At 52.5% G+C, this 15,246-nt stretch carries 13 protein-coding genes; 8 read left to right on the top strand and 5 right to left on the bottom strand.

Annotated elements, in window-relative coordinates:
• Positions 1-875 precede the first annotated feature (875 nt).
• The 4 genes from MKY74_RS21120 (at position 876) to MKY74_RS21105 (ending at position 6,022) form a co-directional block, all read left to right on the top strand.
• Positions 876-2,648, top strand: a complete 1,773-nt coding sequence (locus tag MKY74_RS21120; protein ID WP_076165316.1) for a sensor histidine kinase — start codon at positions 876-878, stop codon at positions 2,646-2,648.
• Positions 2,641-3,378, top strand: a complete 738-nt coding sequence (locus tag MKY74_RS21115) for a LytR/AlgR family response regulator transcription factor (protein WP_076165318.1) — start codon at positions 2,641-2,643, stop codon at positions 3,376-3,378. Before MKY74_RS21120 ends, MKY74_RS21115 begins: the two co-directional genes overlap by 8 nt.
• Positions 3,379-3,644: 266 nt before the next feature.
• Positions 3,645-5,438: a carbon starvation protein CstA gene (gene cstA / locus MKY74_RS21110; RefSeq protein WP_076165320.1), complete on the top strand. Its 1,794-nt coding sequence runs from the start codon at positions 3,645-3,647 to the stop codon at positions 5,436-5,438.
• A gap of 206 nt (positions 5,439-5,644) precedes the next feature.
• The gene (locus MKY74_RS21105) at positions 5,645-6,022 is read left to right on the top strand and encodes a UDP-3-O-acyl-N-acetylglucosamine deacetylase (RefSeq protein WP_076165322.1); all 378 of its coding nucleotides are present in this window, start codon (positions 5,645-5,647) and stop codon (positions 6,020-6,022) included.
• Between the two features lie 74 nt (positions 6,023-6,096).
• Here the strand turns inward: MKY74_RS21105 and MKY74_RS21100 are convergent, their stop codons facing one another.
• Positions 6,097-6,510 carry a nuclear transport factor 2 family protein gene (locus MKY74_RS21100; RefSeq protein WP_076165324.1) on the bottom strand — a complete coding sequence of 138 codons (414 nt, stop codon included), beginning with the start codon at positions 6,508-6,510 and terminating at the stop codon, positions 6,097-6,099.
• Between the two features lie 133 nt (positions 6,511-6,643).
• On the opposite strand from MKY74_RS21100, the gene MKY74_RS21095 reads away from it, so the two are divergent.
• Positions 6,644-7,234 carry a CGNR zinc finger domain-containing protein gene (locus MKY74_RS21095; RefSeq protein ID WP_076165326.1) on the top strand — a complete coding sequence of 197 codons (591 nt, stop codon included), beginning with the start codon at positions 6,644-6,646 and terminating at the stop codon, positions 7,232-7,234.
• Positions 7,235-7,438: 204 nt separating this feature from the next.
• Here MKY74_RS21095 and MKY74_RS21090 read toward each other — a convergent pair whose 3' ends face one another.
• Complete coding sequence (locus MKY74_RS21090) at positions 7,439-7,828, bottom strand: MerR family transcriptional regulator (RefSeq protein WP_076165328.1); 390 nt, start codon at positions 7,826-7,828, stop codon at positions 7,439-7,441.
• 192 nt (positions 7,829-8,020) lie between these two features.
• On the opposite strand from MKY74_RS21090, the gene MKY74_RS21085 reads away from it, so the two are divergent.
• Complete coding sequence (locus tag MKY74_RS21085) at positions 8,021-8,377, top strand: VOC family protein (protein ID WP_076165330.1); 357 nt, start codon at positions 8,021-8,023, stop codon at positions 8,375-8,377.
• 364 nt (positions 8,378-8,741) lie between these two features.
• Here MKY74_RS21085 and MKY74_RS21080 read toward each other — a convergent pair whose 3' ends face one another.
• Together MKY74_RS21080 and MKY74_RS21075 are read right to left on the bottom strand one after the other, a co-directional pair.
• A complete protein-coding gene (locus MKY74_RS21080) occupies positions 8,742-9,698 on the bottom strand; it encodes an acyltransferase domain-containing protein (protein WP_076169268.1) in 957 nt (318 codons plus the stop codon).
• A 108-nt stretch (positions 9,699-9,806) separates the two neighbouring features.
• Positions 9,807-10,937 (bottom strand): Gfo/Idh/MocA family protein, encoded by a 1,131-nt coding sequence (locus MKY74_RS21075; RefSeq protein ID WP_084203676.1) that lies wholly within the window; start codon positions 10,935-10,937, stop codon positions 9,807-9,809.
• Between the two features lie 161 nt (positions 10,938-11,098).
• Between MKY74_RS21075 and MKY74_RS21070 the strand changes: the two genes are divergently transcribed.
• Positions 11,099-11,506, top strand: coding sequence for a winged helix-turn-helix transcriptional regulator (locus tag MKY74_RS21070; RefSeq protein ID WP_144025329.1), 408 nt, complete (start codon positions 11,099-11,101; stop codon positions 11,504-11,506).
• Positions 11,507-11,539: 33 nt separating this feature from the next.
• Here MKY74_RS21070 and MKY74_RS21065 read toward each other — a convergent pair whose 3' ends face one another.
• Positions 11,540-13,159 (bottom strand): catalase, encoded by a 1,620-nt coding sequence (locus MKY74_RS21065; protein WP_432206598.1) that lies wholly within the window; start codon positions 13,157-13,159, stop codon positions 11,540-11,542.
• 332 nt (positions 13,160-13,491) lie between these two features.
• On the opposite strand from MKY74_RS21065, the gene MKY74_RS21060 reads away from it, so the two are divergent.
• On the top strand, positions 13,492-15,201 hold the full coding sequence (locus MKY74_RS21060; protein WP_076165335.1) for a glycoside hydrolase family 2 protein: 1,710 nt from the start codon (positions 13,492-13,494) through the stop codon (positions 15,199-15,201).
• The last annotated feature ends 45 nt before the right edge of the window (positions 15,202-15,246 follow it).

Raw genomic sequence — 15,246 nt, 5'->3', positions numbered from 1 at the left:
AGGTCCGGGCGCCTACTAGTCTTACGGAATACTTCTTACTTGATGCTTTCTTGCATCTGTCGCCATCACGGCTCCGGAGGAAAATGTATGTACTGGCGCTGTCCTTCTATGTATGATCTTACATAATCTTCGCTCGTCATGTCTATGTACGCGAGTATTGATGTTCTCTACCTTACCGTTCATTTCCCTGGAAACCGTCATTCACCGGCCGTGGATCATCTATACAACCGAGTCTCTGCTGATGACCTTCGAACGCTGGGCCGAGCCAGGCCGTGGGTCTGCTGCTGTGGACGTTGAGAATCTTGTTGATCTAACAGCCAATGGTGCTTCCGGAATGATGGTCACAAACATCATCGTGTACGCCAAAGATCACTTGGAGTTCTCGCGCTATTGTATTGGGATTCGTTCTCTCTGCAGCTGGAGCAGGCTGGATTCATGATGCCGCTGGTTCACACACAATAACAAACGCCACTAGTGTACAAATGTTTTGGACGACTTTAAGGGAAATTCCGTTAGCTTCAACTTAAGCTGGCCCCATTTAGGTCAGACGGTTAAGTTCGGTGAGATGTTGCGCTTGCTGGTTGCCCTGTCGTGTTCTTCTTCGCTTAAGCGGTGGCAAATGAGATGATGAAGCCTACCCAATGAAGTTCTGCCCAAACGGGAAATCCGCGCTCCGAACGATCAAATTATTTCTTGGGTAATCGCAAAATGTTCATAGGTTCGACATCCGCTGTTGTCCCTCTATGTCGTTCATGCCGTTAAATGATTGAGGCAATCTGTCGAAACAGCACCGATTGAAAACGCTGCAATTTCCGATTATACTAGCTCCGCGGGTAAATCAACGAACAACGAACGATTGCGGAGGAGATGCTGACATGTTCTATTTATTGCCGCTTATGCTGGAAAGAGTCGGCATCCTGATTATCGTCGCCTTTCTGCTGTCCAGGATGACGTCGTTCCGCCAGACGCTGCATCACGAGGATCGGCTTCCCGCCAAGCTGCTGCTGATCGTCATTTTTGGCGTGTTCGGCATGATCAGTAACTATACCGGTGTAGAAATTCATGGAGGCGCCATCGGCTCCGAAATCTGGCAGGCCGGCGTGCAGGTTGACAGTGCACTGGCCAATACGCGGATTATGGGCGTGGCCATCGGCGGTTTGCTTGGCGGACCGCTGGTCGGACTTGGGGCCGGGCTGATCGCCGGGCTCCATCGGCTGACGCTTGGCGGATATACCGCTGCCGCCTGCTCTATATCTACCATACTGGCAGGTGTAGTCACCGGCTGGATCGGCAGGAGGTTCCGGAGGTCCGATCCCGGCGCGCCATGGCGTGCGGTTGCCATCGGAATTCTGATGGAATGCGTACAGATGGGGATTATTTTGCTGATAGCCCGCCCTTTCGATGCCGCAGTTCAGTTGGTTTCGGTCATCGCCCTGCCGATGATTGTCATGAACGGATTCGGCACCCTGATGTTTATGCTGATCATTCAGTCTATCCTGCAGGAGGAGGAGCGGACTCGCGCCCTGCAGACCAACCAGGTGCTTCATATTGCCGACCGGACGCTGCCCTTTTTCCGTCAGGGCCTGAACCCGGCATCGTGCCGGGAAGCGGCGAGCGTCATTCTGGAGGCCACGGATGCGGATGCGATCTCGATCACGGATCGGGAGCAGGTGCTCACGCATGTAGGTGCCGGCTCGGACCATCATGTCCCGCTCCACAGCCTGGCGACCCAGCTTACCCGGTCCGTACTGGAACAGGGACGGATGTCTGTTGCGACATCGAAGGAAGACATTCAATGCTTCCATGATGGCTGCAGCCTGCAGGCTGCGATCGTGCTTCCGCTGCAGGTGCGGAGCGGCACCGTCGGGACGCTGAAGCTTTATTATACGAACCCGGACCGGCTGGACCGTGTTCAGCGGGAAATGGCGGAAGGGCTTGGCCGCTTGTTCTCCACGCAGCTCGAGCTGGCCGAGGCGGAGATGCAGAGCAGGCTGCTGAAGGATGCCGAAGTCAAAGCGCTCCAGGCGCAGGTGCATCCCCATTTTCTGTTTAATGCGATCAATACAATTTCAGCGCTGTGCCGTACCGATCCGGACAAAGCACGGGAGCTGCTCATTCAGCTCGGAGTCTTTTTCCGCAGCAACCTTCAAGGTGCAAGGCAGATCCTGATCCCGCTCAGCCAGGAGCTGAGGCATGTGGAAGCCTACTTGACGTTGGAGAAGGCGCGCTTCCCTGATAAATTCGAGATGAAATTCGATATCGAACCGGAGCTTGCGGATTTGGAGATACCGCCGTTTACGCTTCAGCCCTTGGTCGAAAATGCCGTGCGCCATGCCTTCCATGGACTCGGTCCCCACCATAAAGGGAGCGTATGTATTGCCGCGAGCCAGAAAGGCCATGAAGTCATGATTGTAACGGCAGATAACGGCAAAGGAATCCCGGCGGAGCTGCTGGAACAGCTTGGTGAGCAGGCCGTTCATTCGAAAGACGGAACCGGCACGGCGCTGCATAATATCCGTAAGCGGATCGCGGAAATCTACGGCAGTGAGGGCTCGTTCCGGATCGTAAGCGATGCCGATACCCCCGGAACCCGAGTCGTGATTACGCTGCCTTTGCATCTTGCACATAGGAGGGAAATGCATGCTTAAAGGATTCATTGTCGACGATGAGCCGCTCGCCCGGGACGAACTGGCTTATCTGCTCGGGCGTACCAGACAGGTTCATATTGTCGGAGAGGCCGATTCGCTGGAGACGGCGCTGCATTCGATTACGGAGATGGAGCCGGACGTCGTGTTTCTTGACATCCAGCTGGCGGAGGATAACGGCATGGAGCTGGCCAAGCAGCTCTCCGTTCTGGAGCAGGTTCCGGATATCGTCTTTGCCACGGCTTACGATGAGTATGCGCTGCAGGCGTTTGAAGTCAACGCCTTGGACTATATTTTGAAGCCGTTCGAGGAAGAGCGGGTGCGGAAAACCGTCGACAAAGTCATGAAGCTCCGCTCCGCCCGCGAGAAAAGGGCAGCCCCTTCTCCCCCGCTGGGACCCGATCGCACAGGCAAGCTGGCGGTCAGCGCGGAAGAGCGGATACTGCTTATTGATATCGACAACATCGTCTACGTGGGATCCGATGACGGCAAGAGCGAGCTGGTCACAACAGGCGACCGGTACAAGCTGAATGAGCCGCTGGTCAATCTGGAGCGCCGGCTGGCCGGAACTTCCGTCGTCCGGGTGCACCGGTCTTACCTGGCTAACTTGAACGCGGTTACCGAAATTCAGCCGTGGTTCAACTCCGCCTGTATTCTCGTCATGAAAGACGAATCCAAGGTTCCCGTCAGCCGATCCTTCACCAAGGAACTGAAGCAGCTGCTCGGATTGTAGTCTGAGGATCAACAACTTACCGTCTTTTTGAGATCATTCCTTTACCGGCGGCAGATGGCCGGCAGTCCCTTTCATGTCTGACTTATCCAGTGGGGGCTCACCCGGAATACATCTGTCTGCCATTCACCGCCTTCTTTTGGCTGTTCATCCTTTCCTCCCGACTTTTCGGCCTGAAAACACCTTGAATCGGTTTTCATCAGGTATAGTACGGATAAAATCTCTTCACCCGTAACAAGCGGGGTGTGAATAAAGGAGGAACTCCAAAAATGAATGCGGTTACAATCGTCATAGCATCCATCTGTATTCTCATGATCGCCTACCGCCTGTATGGGACGTTCATGGCCGCCAAGGTGCTGAAGCTCAGCAACAGTACGCCAACGCCGGCCCATGCCCTTGAGGACGGCAAGGACTATGTACCGACGAACAAATGGGTCACCTTCGGCCATCACTTCGCCGCGATTGCCGCCGCGGGGCCGCTGGTCGGGCCGATCCTGGCCGCGCAGTTCGGTTACTTGCCAGGCCTCTTGTGGCTGCTGATCGGAGCCGTCATCGGCGGTGCGGTTCATGACGCGGTCGTCCTGTACGCGTCCATGCGCAAGCAAGGCAAGTCGCTGTCTGAAGTTGCCAAAGAAGAGCTTGGACCGGTCGCCGGCTTTTGCACGGGTCTGGCCATGCTGTTCATCATCATTATTACGATGGCGGGCTTGTCCATGGTCGTGCTCCATGCGCTCGAAAACAATCCTTGGGGTACCTTCGCCGTCGGCATTACGATTCCGATTGCTATGGGCGTCGGCCTGTACTACAAAAAAACCGGTAAGCTGAAGACCGCGACCACCGCAGGATTTATTCTGCTTATGATCGGCGTATTTGCCGGTCCTTATATTCAGGAAACGGCCATCGCCCAATGGCTGACGCTGGATGCCAAGACGCTGGCCGTGATTCTGCCGATTTACGCTTTCTTTGCAGCGGCGCTGCCGGTATGGCTTCTGCTCGCTCCCCGGGACTATCTGAGCAGCTTTATGAAAATCGGTGTGTTTGTTGCCCTTATTGCCGGTGTGTTTATCATTAACCCGGTGATCCGCTTTCCGGCTTTTACCGAATTCGCCGGCGGCGGGGGCCCAGTTATTGCAGGTCCTGTCTGGCCTTTTATTTCGATTACGATCGCCTGCGGAGCGATTTCCGGTTTTCATGCGTTCGTCGGCTCCGGAACGACGCCGAAAATGATCAATCAATGGACCGACATCAAGGTCATCGGCTTCGGGGCGATGCTCGTCGAGTGCGTGGTCGGCATCATGGCGCTGATCGCCGCAACTGCACTGCATCCCGCCGATTATTTCGCCATCAATTCCGCCCCGGCCGTGTTCCAGACGCTTGGGATGCATGTGGAAAACCTTCCGCAGCTCAGCAAGGAGATCGGAATGGATCTGGAAGGCCGCACCGGCGGAGCGGTCACGCTTGCGGTCGGCATGTCGTATATTTTCACAAAAATTCCGTGGTTCAGCCATCTGGCACCGTTTTTCTTCCAGTTCGTCATCATGTTTGAGGCGGTGTTCATTCTGACCGCGATCGATTCGGGGACCCGCGTCTCCCGTTATCTGATCCAGGACTTTTTCGGCGAGCTCTATAAACCGCTGAAGCGGACCGATTGGCTGCCCGGCAATATTTTTGCGAGTGCACTCGCCTGCTTCATGTGGGGATACTTGCTCTTTTCCGGTGATATCAGTTCGGTATGGGCCTTGTTCGGCGTCTCCAATCAGCTCATGGCTTCCATCGGCTTGATTATCGGAGCAACCGTTATTTTGAAAATCGCGGATAAGCCGATCTACGCTCTAACGTGCATCATTCCGCTCGCGTATCTATACGTCACGGTGAACTACGCAGGTTATTGGATGGTACGTCATGTGTACTTGAACCCGCAAGCTTCGGGATATAACGTTCTCAATGGTGTGCTTTCGATCATTATGCTGATCTTGGGCGTCATAATTTTAATCACAGCCATCAAAAAATGGATGGAGCTGTTAAGCTCGCCGACGTTACACCAGGGATCGCTGATTCCGTGATCCGTCTAATATATTTTTCATCTGTATACCAACCTGCCGCAAGGTCCTCCACTAAAGGCCTGGCGGCTTTTTTCGATTCATCCCCTGACATGGCAAGCCAATAATTAGCATTTGCTTCCAATATCAAGGAGTGATAATATGTATAGCGGCCATTCTGAGGCTGCATGAAATCATGATCATACAGGAAGAAGGAAGTAATTAACTACATGAATAACTCGATCCGTTTATTTAAGGTGTCCGGCATTGTGCATAAGGATCAACTTGTCGTTTGCGTCAAGGAATGGAAGCTCCTGAAGGAAACCGGGCGTTATTACGAAATTAAATCAGAAGATGCCAGCGTCAAGAGAGTGTATAAAGAAAAGCTCGGTGTGATCCATGACGACACCAAGGCATATGCGAACGGGCTGATTTCAAGTCACACCTTTTGTGCACATGAGGACATTGAAACCATGAAATCGCTCATTATTACAGAACTGGACTCCAAAATATCTTCCTACCTGCAAGACCTGCTGCTGAACAGAAAAGCACTGGAAAGCGCTGACGAAAACTCGATTTCACTTCATATTACTGAGCTGAAACGTTAACTTATAAATGACATGAATTCTTATGCAAGGGCGTCCATCCACTCGGTTGGCGCCCTTGCTGCTTGTAACGAGAATCATCTGTACCTGCGGTCCGATTCCTGAATCGGATAATCGTTGCCGCTCATATCCCGTCTTCGCATCAGCCCTTCTTCATCAAACTCCCAATGCTCATTCCCATGCGTTCTCATCCACTGTCCCGTGTCAGCGTCCCGCCATTCATACTCGAAACGCACCGAAATGCGATTGTCCGTGTAACACCATAGCTCCTTCATGAGCTTGTAATCCAGTTCTTTCGCCCACTTTCGTTTCAAAAAATCCCGGATGGCCTCCCTTCCCTTAAAAAACTCGGTGCGATTCCTCCACTCCGAATCGGGAGAATAAGCCATCGCCACCTGATCCGGATTTCTTGTATTCCAGGCGTTTTCGGCAGCTTTTACCTTGGCCAGCGCCGACTCATGGTTAAACGGGGGTTTAATAATATTAGACATGGACTCCACCTCACGATATAAACTATCCACAAAAATGCAGTTGTTATGGTTAGTATGATATAGTGCTTTCCATTAACCTGTCAATCCATTATTATGAGGTTAGTTAAAAAGAATGTCAGTTGGAGGAAATTTCATGACGTTAAATAATACGGGTTCGTTTCCACTGCTCTCCGGTCATCCTTCGCTGGATTTGGTCAATACCGAGTTGGTTCGCAGAGGCATCCGTCATGATCTGCTGATCCGTCCGGAAGATCTAACCGCTTGGCTTGAAGCACTAAATATGAAGGAAAGTCTGCCTTCACTTCAGCATGCATCATCGGAGATCACGAAAGAAGCGCTGAATAAAGTTAAAGAATTTCGGATTGTCGTCAGAGACATGTACGAGCGGCTGGCTGACGGCCGAGAGGTTACCCGCTCATGGATCCGCCTCATGGAAGCGTGTATTGCCAACGCTCCATTGTCCTATCACTTCCTGGACGGAAGACTCGTTCCCGTTCCGCTGGGGTCTGATACCGATGCGATCCTGTCCTTGGTTGCCCTGGATGCGCTCCGGCTGCTGGAAGCCGGTGAATTAGCTTATCTTCATCGATGTTCCAATCCCGAATGCGTCCTGCTCTATGTTGACCGTTCGGGACGACGGAAATGGTGCTCCATGAAGATTTGCGGAAACCGGATTAAAGTGGCGCGAAACCAGGCCAAAAAAGACCACAATCAAGATATGTGATCACTAACACCACCACCAATACAAACACCAATACAAACCGAACAAACTTTTTTTGTATTCCATTAAATCTCTAGCGGGACACAATAAAGAAAGTGGTTACGTAATATATATTATGTTAACCATTAATTTCGCGGATGACCAAGGCGCACTTTCAAGATGTCCTGGCTCCACGAGTTTAAACTTACAATAATCATTCTTTCCTCATTAGGAATGCATAAGCTTTTCGTAATAGTCCAATTTGGTCCGTGCTTCCGCGATCGTTTGGTCCAGCGCCTGCCGCTGCTCCTCCAACCGGTCCAATTGAGCCGTTAGAATTGACTTCCGGCTTTGGATTAACTTCATCTCTTCATCGTCCAGAGCTACCTTGTCTCTGAAACACTGCCCATCGGCAATAAAATCCTTAATGTCTTCCAGCGACAAACCGCTCTGTTTTAAGCATTTAATCGATAAAATTTGGTGGACATTTGCATCGCTATAGCTCCTGACACCACCCGTTCCACGTGAAGCTGGTTGGATCAGTCCCATTTTTTCATAATAACGCAGTGTGTCCAGACTAAATCCAGTCATTGTGGAAGCTTCCCGAATGTTATACATAGAAAATCACCGCCTTTCCCCCTTATTGTAAACGCTGGAGCTGACTCCAGGTCAAGGGGAACGTCAACCGAAATGAGGTATACATGTATGGATTTGGAGTGCTGCCCTTTTACTGATAGAATCAAATTAATTTTAATGACATGAAATACTTTCGCTTTCAGAATCGTGTCAGAAAGAGAGGAGAAGTGCAGGATGAAGGTACTACAAGTGTACACACGAGTGTATGTGAATGATATGGAGACGTCCCTTAAATTCTATGAGAACTTGTTGAGTGAAGTTTCAACATTTAGGTTCAAGTATGAAGCAGCGGGATTGGAATTAGCATCTGTGGGCGACATTTTGATTTTGGCTGGATCAAATCAGGCATTGGAGCCATTCCGTAAGACCAAGGCAACATTCAAGGTGGATAGCATTCATGAGTTTTATGACCACCTAAAGAGTTCAGGTTGCCAAATAATCCGGGATCTCACAAAAGTTCCAACTGGCACAAATTTTACGGTGCAGCATCCGGATGGCGGGATTTTTGAATACGTTCAACATCATGAGTAGGTATTTGCCCGCCATTGTGCGGGTATCTCTTTTTCCGTGCTTGGTCAATGTCCATGATAACCAGTCAATATCCATAAATGATAAATGTTTTAAAAAAAATGATATTTATGTTTACATAATAAATGTTACGTTAACTTGATGCTATCCCAACCTCTTTGAAGCCGCCCAGCGGCATTCGTGAATACTTGAATCACACTTGTTTTCATAAAAGACGTCTATCGACGTACCTCTCAAAGATGACAGACCGCGTTTAGCGGAAGTTTTGCTTGCGTGATCAGGAAGCGGAAGCTCCGAAACTTATACTTTCTGAACTCTTAAAAAAACCCATCCCCGTATCCGGGAATGGGTTGAAATCGTTCTTACGCTATGCTTGCCGTATTCGTCGTATCGTCGTTTGGAGCCGGTCCAGATCTTTTTGAAAAGGACTGAGCACGCTGTATACGTGAGCGCCGGATCCCTGTTTCCACAAATGCTTCGTGAAGTTGGCCAGCGTTCCGGACGGCCCCAGATCAACGCAAATATGCTCCGATGGGTTCATGCGCTGCATCGCTTCCCGAAACCGGATCGGATGCCGAACGGCATCCCAGACATAGTCTGAAGATAATGACGTGATGCCCATTCCGTACAGACCGGAAACCAGCTTCACCTGCGGCCGGTTCACATGGATTCCTGTCAGGGAAGGTTTATACGCCGTCTCTGCAGCGTCAATGGATGCGGAGTGAAAGCCGTAGCGCACAGGCAGCACCTGATGAGCGATCCGGGTTTGCTTTAAATACGCTTCCGCCTGCCGGATACCCTCGCTTGTGCCGGAAACGACGAAGTGGGACTGATCATTGACGGCCGCCAGCTCGGTATTCGTATGAAGCTCTGCGGCTTGCGTGAACAGCGCGGGATCACTTACGATGGCGATCATGCCTCCCGGCTCACAAGTATTCCGGACCGCATCGGCTTGATTCGCAACAAGCTCCAGAGCCGTTTCCCAATCGATGACGCCGGCAACGGCGCAGGACGCAAATTCGCCCAAGCTCGTCCCAAGTACGAGATCCGGATAGATTCCGTTTTCCATCATCACCTGCGCCAGTGCATATTCCACCATAAAGATGGCCGGATGGCTGTAGGATAAATGATCCAGCGGTTCCTCTGATTTTCGGCCGCTGCCGTACAATTCCAGGACGACAGACCTGCCTGTCGACTGGTACAGCCGCCGATCCATGCGGTCCATCCATTCCCGGAATCCGGAATGCCGTTCGTAGAGTTCGATTCCCATCCGGTAATATTGAGAGCCTTGACCGGGAAACAAGAAAACGACGGATTTTGCCATAATCGAATTGACCTCCGTAAGGTAGAAAAAGTCTTGATGATGATATTCTTCTACCAACTTACCATTTCATGTTTCCTCCGTCCATCTCCCTTACTAACGGACCCTTGATCAAACCTCATAACCGGGTTCAAGCCGCACCGTTGCCCCTGTCTCCCCCGCCTTCCGCACTTGATCCAGCAGCTCGTGAACCGCAAGTGCGGTTTGAAAGTCCGGCGCCTCGTGTGTATCATTCGCCAGATCCCGGTGGATCTGTTGGTAAATGCCCGCCACATTGTAAGCGGGTGTTCCCATCAGCTCGGCCGGAGGCAGGTGGAGATGCCCGGGAAGCGTCAGTTCCTTCAGCTCTCCCCTCCCCTGCGTGCCAAGCACGATCAGATCATCGATCTGGAACATAAAGTTTTGCCGTGATCGGATGTGTAAATCCCCTTTCGTGCCGTTGATCTCGATCGCGAAGCTTCCCACGTGCGCGTTGCGGATTTGGGAGCTGAAAACGGCCTGGCCCGGCAGAATCCCGCTGACCACGACATGATCCGGTGCCGATGCACGGATGATTTCACCCGTCTCTTCCACAGGGACCTGCCGCGTTTGCGTCTTCAATATGGCCGATATTTCGGAAAATGGTCCAAAGAGATACATGATCCCATCCAGAAGATGGCCGCCGGCGATCGTCAGCTGATTGGCTCCGTTCGCTTCGTCCAGCAAATAAACGTGGCTCTGGTCGATCTGCTTGGAACGGATCGGATACGTCGGTATGGCGTAATTAACGTGAACGGCAAGCACATCCCCAACGTAACCCTCTGCCAGAAGTTCCCGGACGTAGCGGATAACGGGATTGGCGCGCGACTGCAGCCCGGCGAAATGGCGAACTCCTCGGTCGCGGGCCGCTTGCAGCAATGCTGCCGATTCTGCGGTCGTCCGTCCGAGCGGGAACTCGCTGTACACATGCTTGCCGGCCTCAAGAGCTGCACGAATCAGCCGGTCATGCTCCGGAACCCGGACGGATACGGTCACCAAATCGACCTCTGGATGCAGGGCCAGCTCAAGCGGATCGGAAAAGGCATGCTCAACGCCAAAGTGATCGGCGCTCGCTTCTGCGCTTTCCTGCCGCGATGTACCGACGGCGGTCACCATAAACTCGGGCAGCGCCTTCAGAGCCGGAAGATGTGCCAGACCTCCCCACGCACCGTTCAAACCGGCACCGATGATTCCGACACGAAGAGGTTGATGATTTATATTCATAAGTAAGCCTCCTAATAAATGGATAAGGGATCCACCCGCCTCCTGGCAAATTGTGGAGGGGTTTTCGGGTTGGTAGACATAGATTAATACAGTGAGTACAATGTGAAAAGAAGGCACTTTTCGGTTCGTTACGAACCCGCGGGTGCGTTAGGAGGTGGATGATGGAAAACATACGAGCAGCGGAACCCGCATTTTCGGTAACGTCCTGCACGGCTCGGCGTGTACTGGAAATCGTTTCGAATAAATGGGCGGTCCTCATCATATTCGTATTGGAAAAAGGCACCAAACGGTACGGTCAGCTTCAGCGAAGCATCGCCGACATTTCCCAAAAAATGCTGACCCAGACGCTCCGCCAACTGGAGCGGGACGGACTGATTGAGCGCAGCGTCCTTCCGGAGGTTCCGCCTGTGGTGGAATATACCTTGACTCCGATGGGAGAGAGCTTGATCCCCTACCTGCGCCAACTAAACCATTGGCTGAACGAGCATTATCCTCAGATCGAACAAGCCCGGAAAGATTACGATGCGAGAGAAAAGTTTAAGGCAGACAAAAGCACGCAGACCGTTTAAGGTTTGCGTGCTTTTTTAAATGCATGGATGGTGTCAATACGAGTCGGTGCTGTGGCCCTTCCGTTCGGCATCTTCCACCGCTTCATGAGTGTGAGTGGCGCCCAGCGGGCCATGATGGCTGCTGGTGCCATGCTGCTTGATCCCCTCGGCGACGCGCCGGCCGTATTCCTCGTCACACTGGGTCAGATGGTGGATCATCTTCTCCTGTATGACCGGGCTGCAGGAAGACAGCGCATTAACCAGATTGCTGATCAGTTCCTTCTTTTCAAAATCGTCAAACGCACGGTACGTCTCCCCTGCCTGCTTGTAATCGTTGGTTCGTTCAATGCTGGCCCTCATCAGTTTGCCTTCCACATGCGGCATGTAGTCGATTTCCTCCCGGGGGGCTTCCTTCAAACCGTTCAGTGAGGACGGTTCGTAATTGATGTGAGGATTCTGTCCAGGCGCCATATCTACATCATACGTCATCTGGCCGTCACGCTGATTGGTGGCCACCCGCTTCTTCGGCGCGTTGATCGGCAGCTGGAGGTAATTTGGTCCGACGCGGTAGCGCTGGGTATCCGAATACGAAAGTGTCCGTCCCTGAAGCATTTTATCATCGGAAAAATCCATCCCGTCGACGAGCACGCCGGTCCCGAATGCCGCCTGCTCCACCTCGGCAAAATAGTTCTCTGGATTTTTGTTCAGCACCATCCGGCCGACCGGACGCCAAGGAATTTGCTCCTTCGGCCACAGCTTGGTATCGTCCAGCGGGTCGAAATCCAGCTCAGGATGGTCGTCATCGCTCAAAATTTGCACGAACAACTCCCACTCCGGATAATCGCCGCGCTCGATCGACTCGTACAAGTCCTGGGTCGCATGGTTGAAGTTTTTACCCTGAATGGCTTCCGCCTCGGCTTGGGTCAAGTTTTTGATGCCCTGCTTCGGCTCCCAGTGGTACTTAATCAATACCGCTTCGCCCTCGGCATTTACCCATTTGTAGGTATTGACCCCGGACCCTTGCATCTGCCGGTAGTTGGCCGGGATGCCCCAGGGGGATTGAACGAACGTTACCATATGCATCGTTTCCGGCGAGTTGCAGCAAAAATCGAAAAACCGCTCGTTGTCCTGGATGTTCGTGACCGGATCCGGCTTGAAAGCGTGGATCATATCGGGAAACTTGATGGCGTCGCGGATAAAGAAAATTTTCAGGTTGTTCCCGACCAGGTCCCAGTTTCCGTCTTCGGTGTAAAATTTCACGGCAAAGCCGCGCGGATCACGCAGCGTCTCCGGGGAATGGCCGCCGTGAATAACCGAGGAGAAACGGACGAAGACGGGCGTTCGTTTGCCCGCTTCCTGGAATAATTTCGCCCGCGTATACTTGGATACCGGCTCATCTCCAACCTTGCCGTAGGCCTCGAAGTATCCGTGCGCTCCGGCTCCTCTTGCATGCACGACGCGCTCTGAGATGCGCTCGCGGTCAAAATGCGTAATTTTCTCGATAAATTGATAGTTTTCCAGCGTTGCCGGTCCGCGGGTTCCCACCGTCCGCAAGTTCTGGTTGTTCTTCACCGGATGGCCCTGGCGCGTGGTGAGCGACATTTCGTCTTCGCCCGGAGCCATGCGGCGGTCAAGGGCATCGCCGGAACCGGTCACCGAAGTACCGTGCTCCATAGGCTTTTGTTGTTGGTCCATGCTGCTGTTCTCCTTTTCGTCTTTATGTACAAAGGGCTGGTTAATTTTAGATGGCAAAGATATAAAGTAGCGTTTCCAGCCGATTCCGTTTTTATGCCTTGAGCCTTCCCCGCTGCTAAAGTCCGGACATCAAAAAAATCCATTTTACATCAATTTATTCCGATTGATCCTCCGACTGAAATCGCTTAGCATGATTCTGAGCACGTCCAAGCGTGAGTCTCGAACAGCCCACGCCCGCACTCGACACAAACCAAGTGATGTCAAAGGGATTAGAAATAGGTACATACATTGATCAAAGAGGAGCAATCGAAATGGAGAGGATGTTTCAAAACCACGAAGTCCGCATCAGCCGCACGATAGAAGGCACCTGGGATTTTACCGTCGTCGACGAACCCGAGATGACCGCACAGGCCAGTCAGTCCTTCCCCTACCGGATGGCAGTGCCATCCTGCTGGGAGACGCATCCCGATTTCAGTACATACCAAGGCGTTGGCGCCTATCGAACGATCGTAAATATCCGGAGGGAAGCATCTGTCCGGCTTATTTTTAAAGGGATAAGCCACACGGCCCACATCTACTGGGACGGGGTGAAAGTTGCGCAGCATTATAACGCCTACACCGCGTTTGATGTGGTCATCCCGGATGTACGGCCGGGTGAGCATACGCTGATCGTTGCAGCCGACAACCGTTTCAGCGAAGCATCCGCCTTACATATTCCAAACGACTATTACACATACGGCGGTATCATCCGCCCAGTGGTCCTTGAGGAGCTGTATAGCCCTTACGTGCGGCAGCTTTATTTCACACCTGAATATAAAAGCGGCGAATGGAGTGCCGAGGTCCGCGCGGTCGCCAGCAATCCGAATGACATGGAGCGAACGGTCCAGGTAACCGGTACTCTCGCAGGAATCGATTTTTCGCTTGGAACCGTCACCTTGGCGCCAGGGGCTGAAAAAAAGCTGCAGAAGTCGTTTGCCTTTCCGGACGTTTCTTCCTGGTCGCCGGAAGAGCCATCGCTGTATCAGCTTCATGTCCGGCTGTACGAAGACAAGGATACGGACAGCCCGCCTCTTGATGATTTGATCGAACGGGTCGGATTCCGGACGGTGACCACCCGAGACGGAAAACTTCAGGTGAACGGCAAAGATGTGGTACTCCAAGGCTTCAACCGGCATGAAGATCATCCGATGGCCGGAGCGGCTCTTCCCGTATCATTGATGCTGCATGATCTCGACCTGATGCGTGATATGGGTGCCAACGCTGTCCGGACGAGCCACTATCCGAACGACGAACGTTTTCTGGATTTATGCGACGAGCTAGGTTTCCTGGTGTGGGAGGAAAATCATGCGAGAGGCTTGTCCCTGGAGCAAATGCGCAATCCGAATTTCGTCTGGCAGTGCGAACAAGTCAACCGCGAAATGGTGGAACAGCATTACAACCATCCTTCGATTATTCTGTGGGCGATCCTGAACGAATGCGCCAGCGATACCGAAGAAGGACGTGAGCACTACAGCCGGCAGCTGGGACAGCTGAGAGCGCTGGACGCCAGCCGCCCGCTGACGTTCGCTTCGCATCACAGGGAGCGGGAGCTCTGCTTTGATTTGGCGGATATCGTTTCCTTTAATCTGTATCCCGGCTGGTATACGGACGAGGATCCAAAGGCTCTCTGTGAACAGGCGCGGGCTTGGGCCGACCGGGCCGGTGGCGCCGGTAAGCCGATGATCATGAGCGAGTTCGGCGGGGATGGATATTATGGTTTGCGCGACAAAGCCAGGATGCGCGGCACCGAGGAGCGGCAGGCGGATATCATAGAAGCCAACCTGGCTGCATACACATCAAGCCCCTTCCTGTCCGGCATATATATTTGGCAGTTTTGCGACTGCCGTGTCACCGATGCGACCGGCTGGCTGTTGTCCCGGGCAGGTGCCCAAAACAGCAAGGGCATCGTCGACCGGTATCGCAGGCCGAAGCTGGCGTACGACGTGGTTAAACGATATTTTAAGGGGTCGCAGAACACGTAATATCGAATGAATCAGGATGTTTGCACACAAAAAAAGGATGGATAC

This window comes from Paenibacillus sp. FSL R5-0378 (assembly GCF_038009285.1).
Taxonomy (GTDB): Bacteria; Bacillota; Bacilli; order Paenibacillales; family Paenibacillaceae; genus Paenibacillus_AQ; species Paenibacillus_AQ favisporus.
Note: the sequence above shows the minus strand (reverse complement) of the source record. Positions and strands in the feature narration are given on the sequence as shown.

Coding starts and splice junctions, on each gene's coding strand:
- MKY74_RS21120 (WP_076165316.1), top strand. CDS start 876: ATGTTCTATTTATTGCCGCTTATGCTGGAAAGAGTCGGCATCCTGATT.
- MKY74_RS21115 (WP_076165318.1), top strand. CDS start 2,641: ATGCTTAAAGGATTCATTGTCGACGATGAGCCGCTCGCCCGGGACGAA.
- cstA (WP_076165320.1), top strand. CDS start 3,645: ATGAATGCGGTTACAATCGTCATAGCATCCATCTGTATTCTCATGATC.
- MKY74_RS21105 (WP_076165322.1), top strand. CDS start 5,645: ATGAATAACTCGATCCGTTTATTTAAGGTGTCCGGCATTGTGCATAAG.
- MKY74_RS21100 (WP_076165324.1), bottom strand. CDS start 6,510: ATGTCTAATATTATTAAACCCCCGTTTAACCATGAGTCGGCGCTGGCC.
- MKY74_RS21095 (WP_076165326.1), top strand. CDS start 6,644: ATGACGTTAAATAATACGGGTTCGTTTCCACTGCTCTCCGGTCATCCT.
- MKY74_RS21090 (WP_076165328.1), bottom strand. CDS start 7,828: ATGTATAACATTCGGGAAGCTTCCACAATGACTGGATTTAGTCTGGAC.
- MKY74_RS21085 (WP_076165330.1), top strand. CDS start 8,021: ATGAAGGTACTACAAGTGTACACACGAGTGTATGTGAATGATATGGAG.
- MKY74_RS21080 (WP_076169268.1), bottom strand. CDS start 9,698: ATGGCAAAATCCGTCGTTTTCTTGTTTCCCGGTCAAGGCTCTCAATAT.
- MKY74_RS21075 (WP_084203676.1), bottom strand. CDS start 10,937: ATGAATATAAATCATCAACCTCTTCGTGTCGGAATCATCGGTGCCGGT.
- MKY74_RS21070 (WP_144025329.1), top strand. CDS start 11,099: ATGGAAAACATACGAGCAGCGGAACCCGCATTTTCGGTAACGTCCTGC.
- MKY74_RS21065 (WP_432206598.1), bottom strand. CDS start 13,159: ATGGAGCACGGTACTTCGGTGACCGGTTCCGGCGATGCCCTTGACCGC.
- MKY74_RS21060 (WP_076165335.1), top strand. CDS start 13,492: ATGGAGAGGATGTTTCAAAACCACGAAGTCCGCATCAGCCGCACGATA.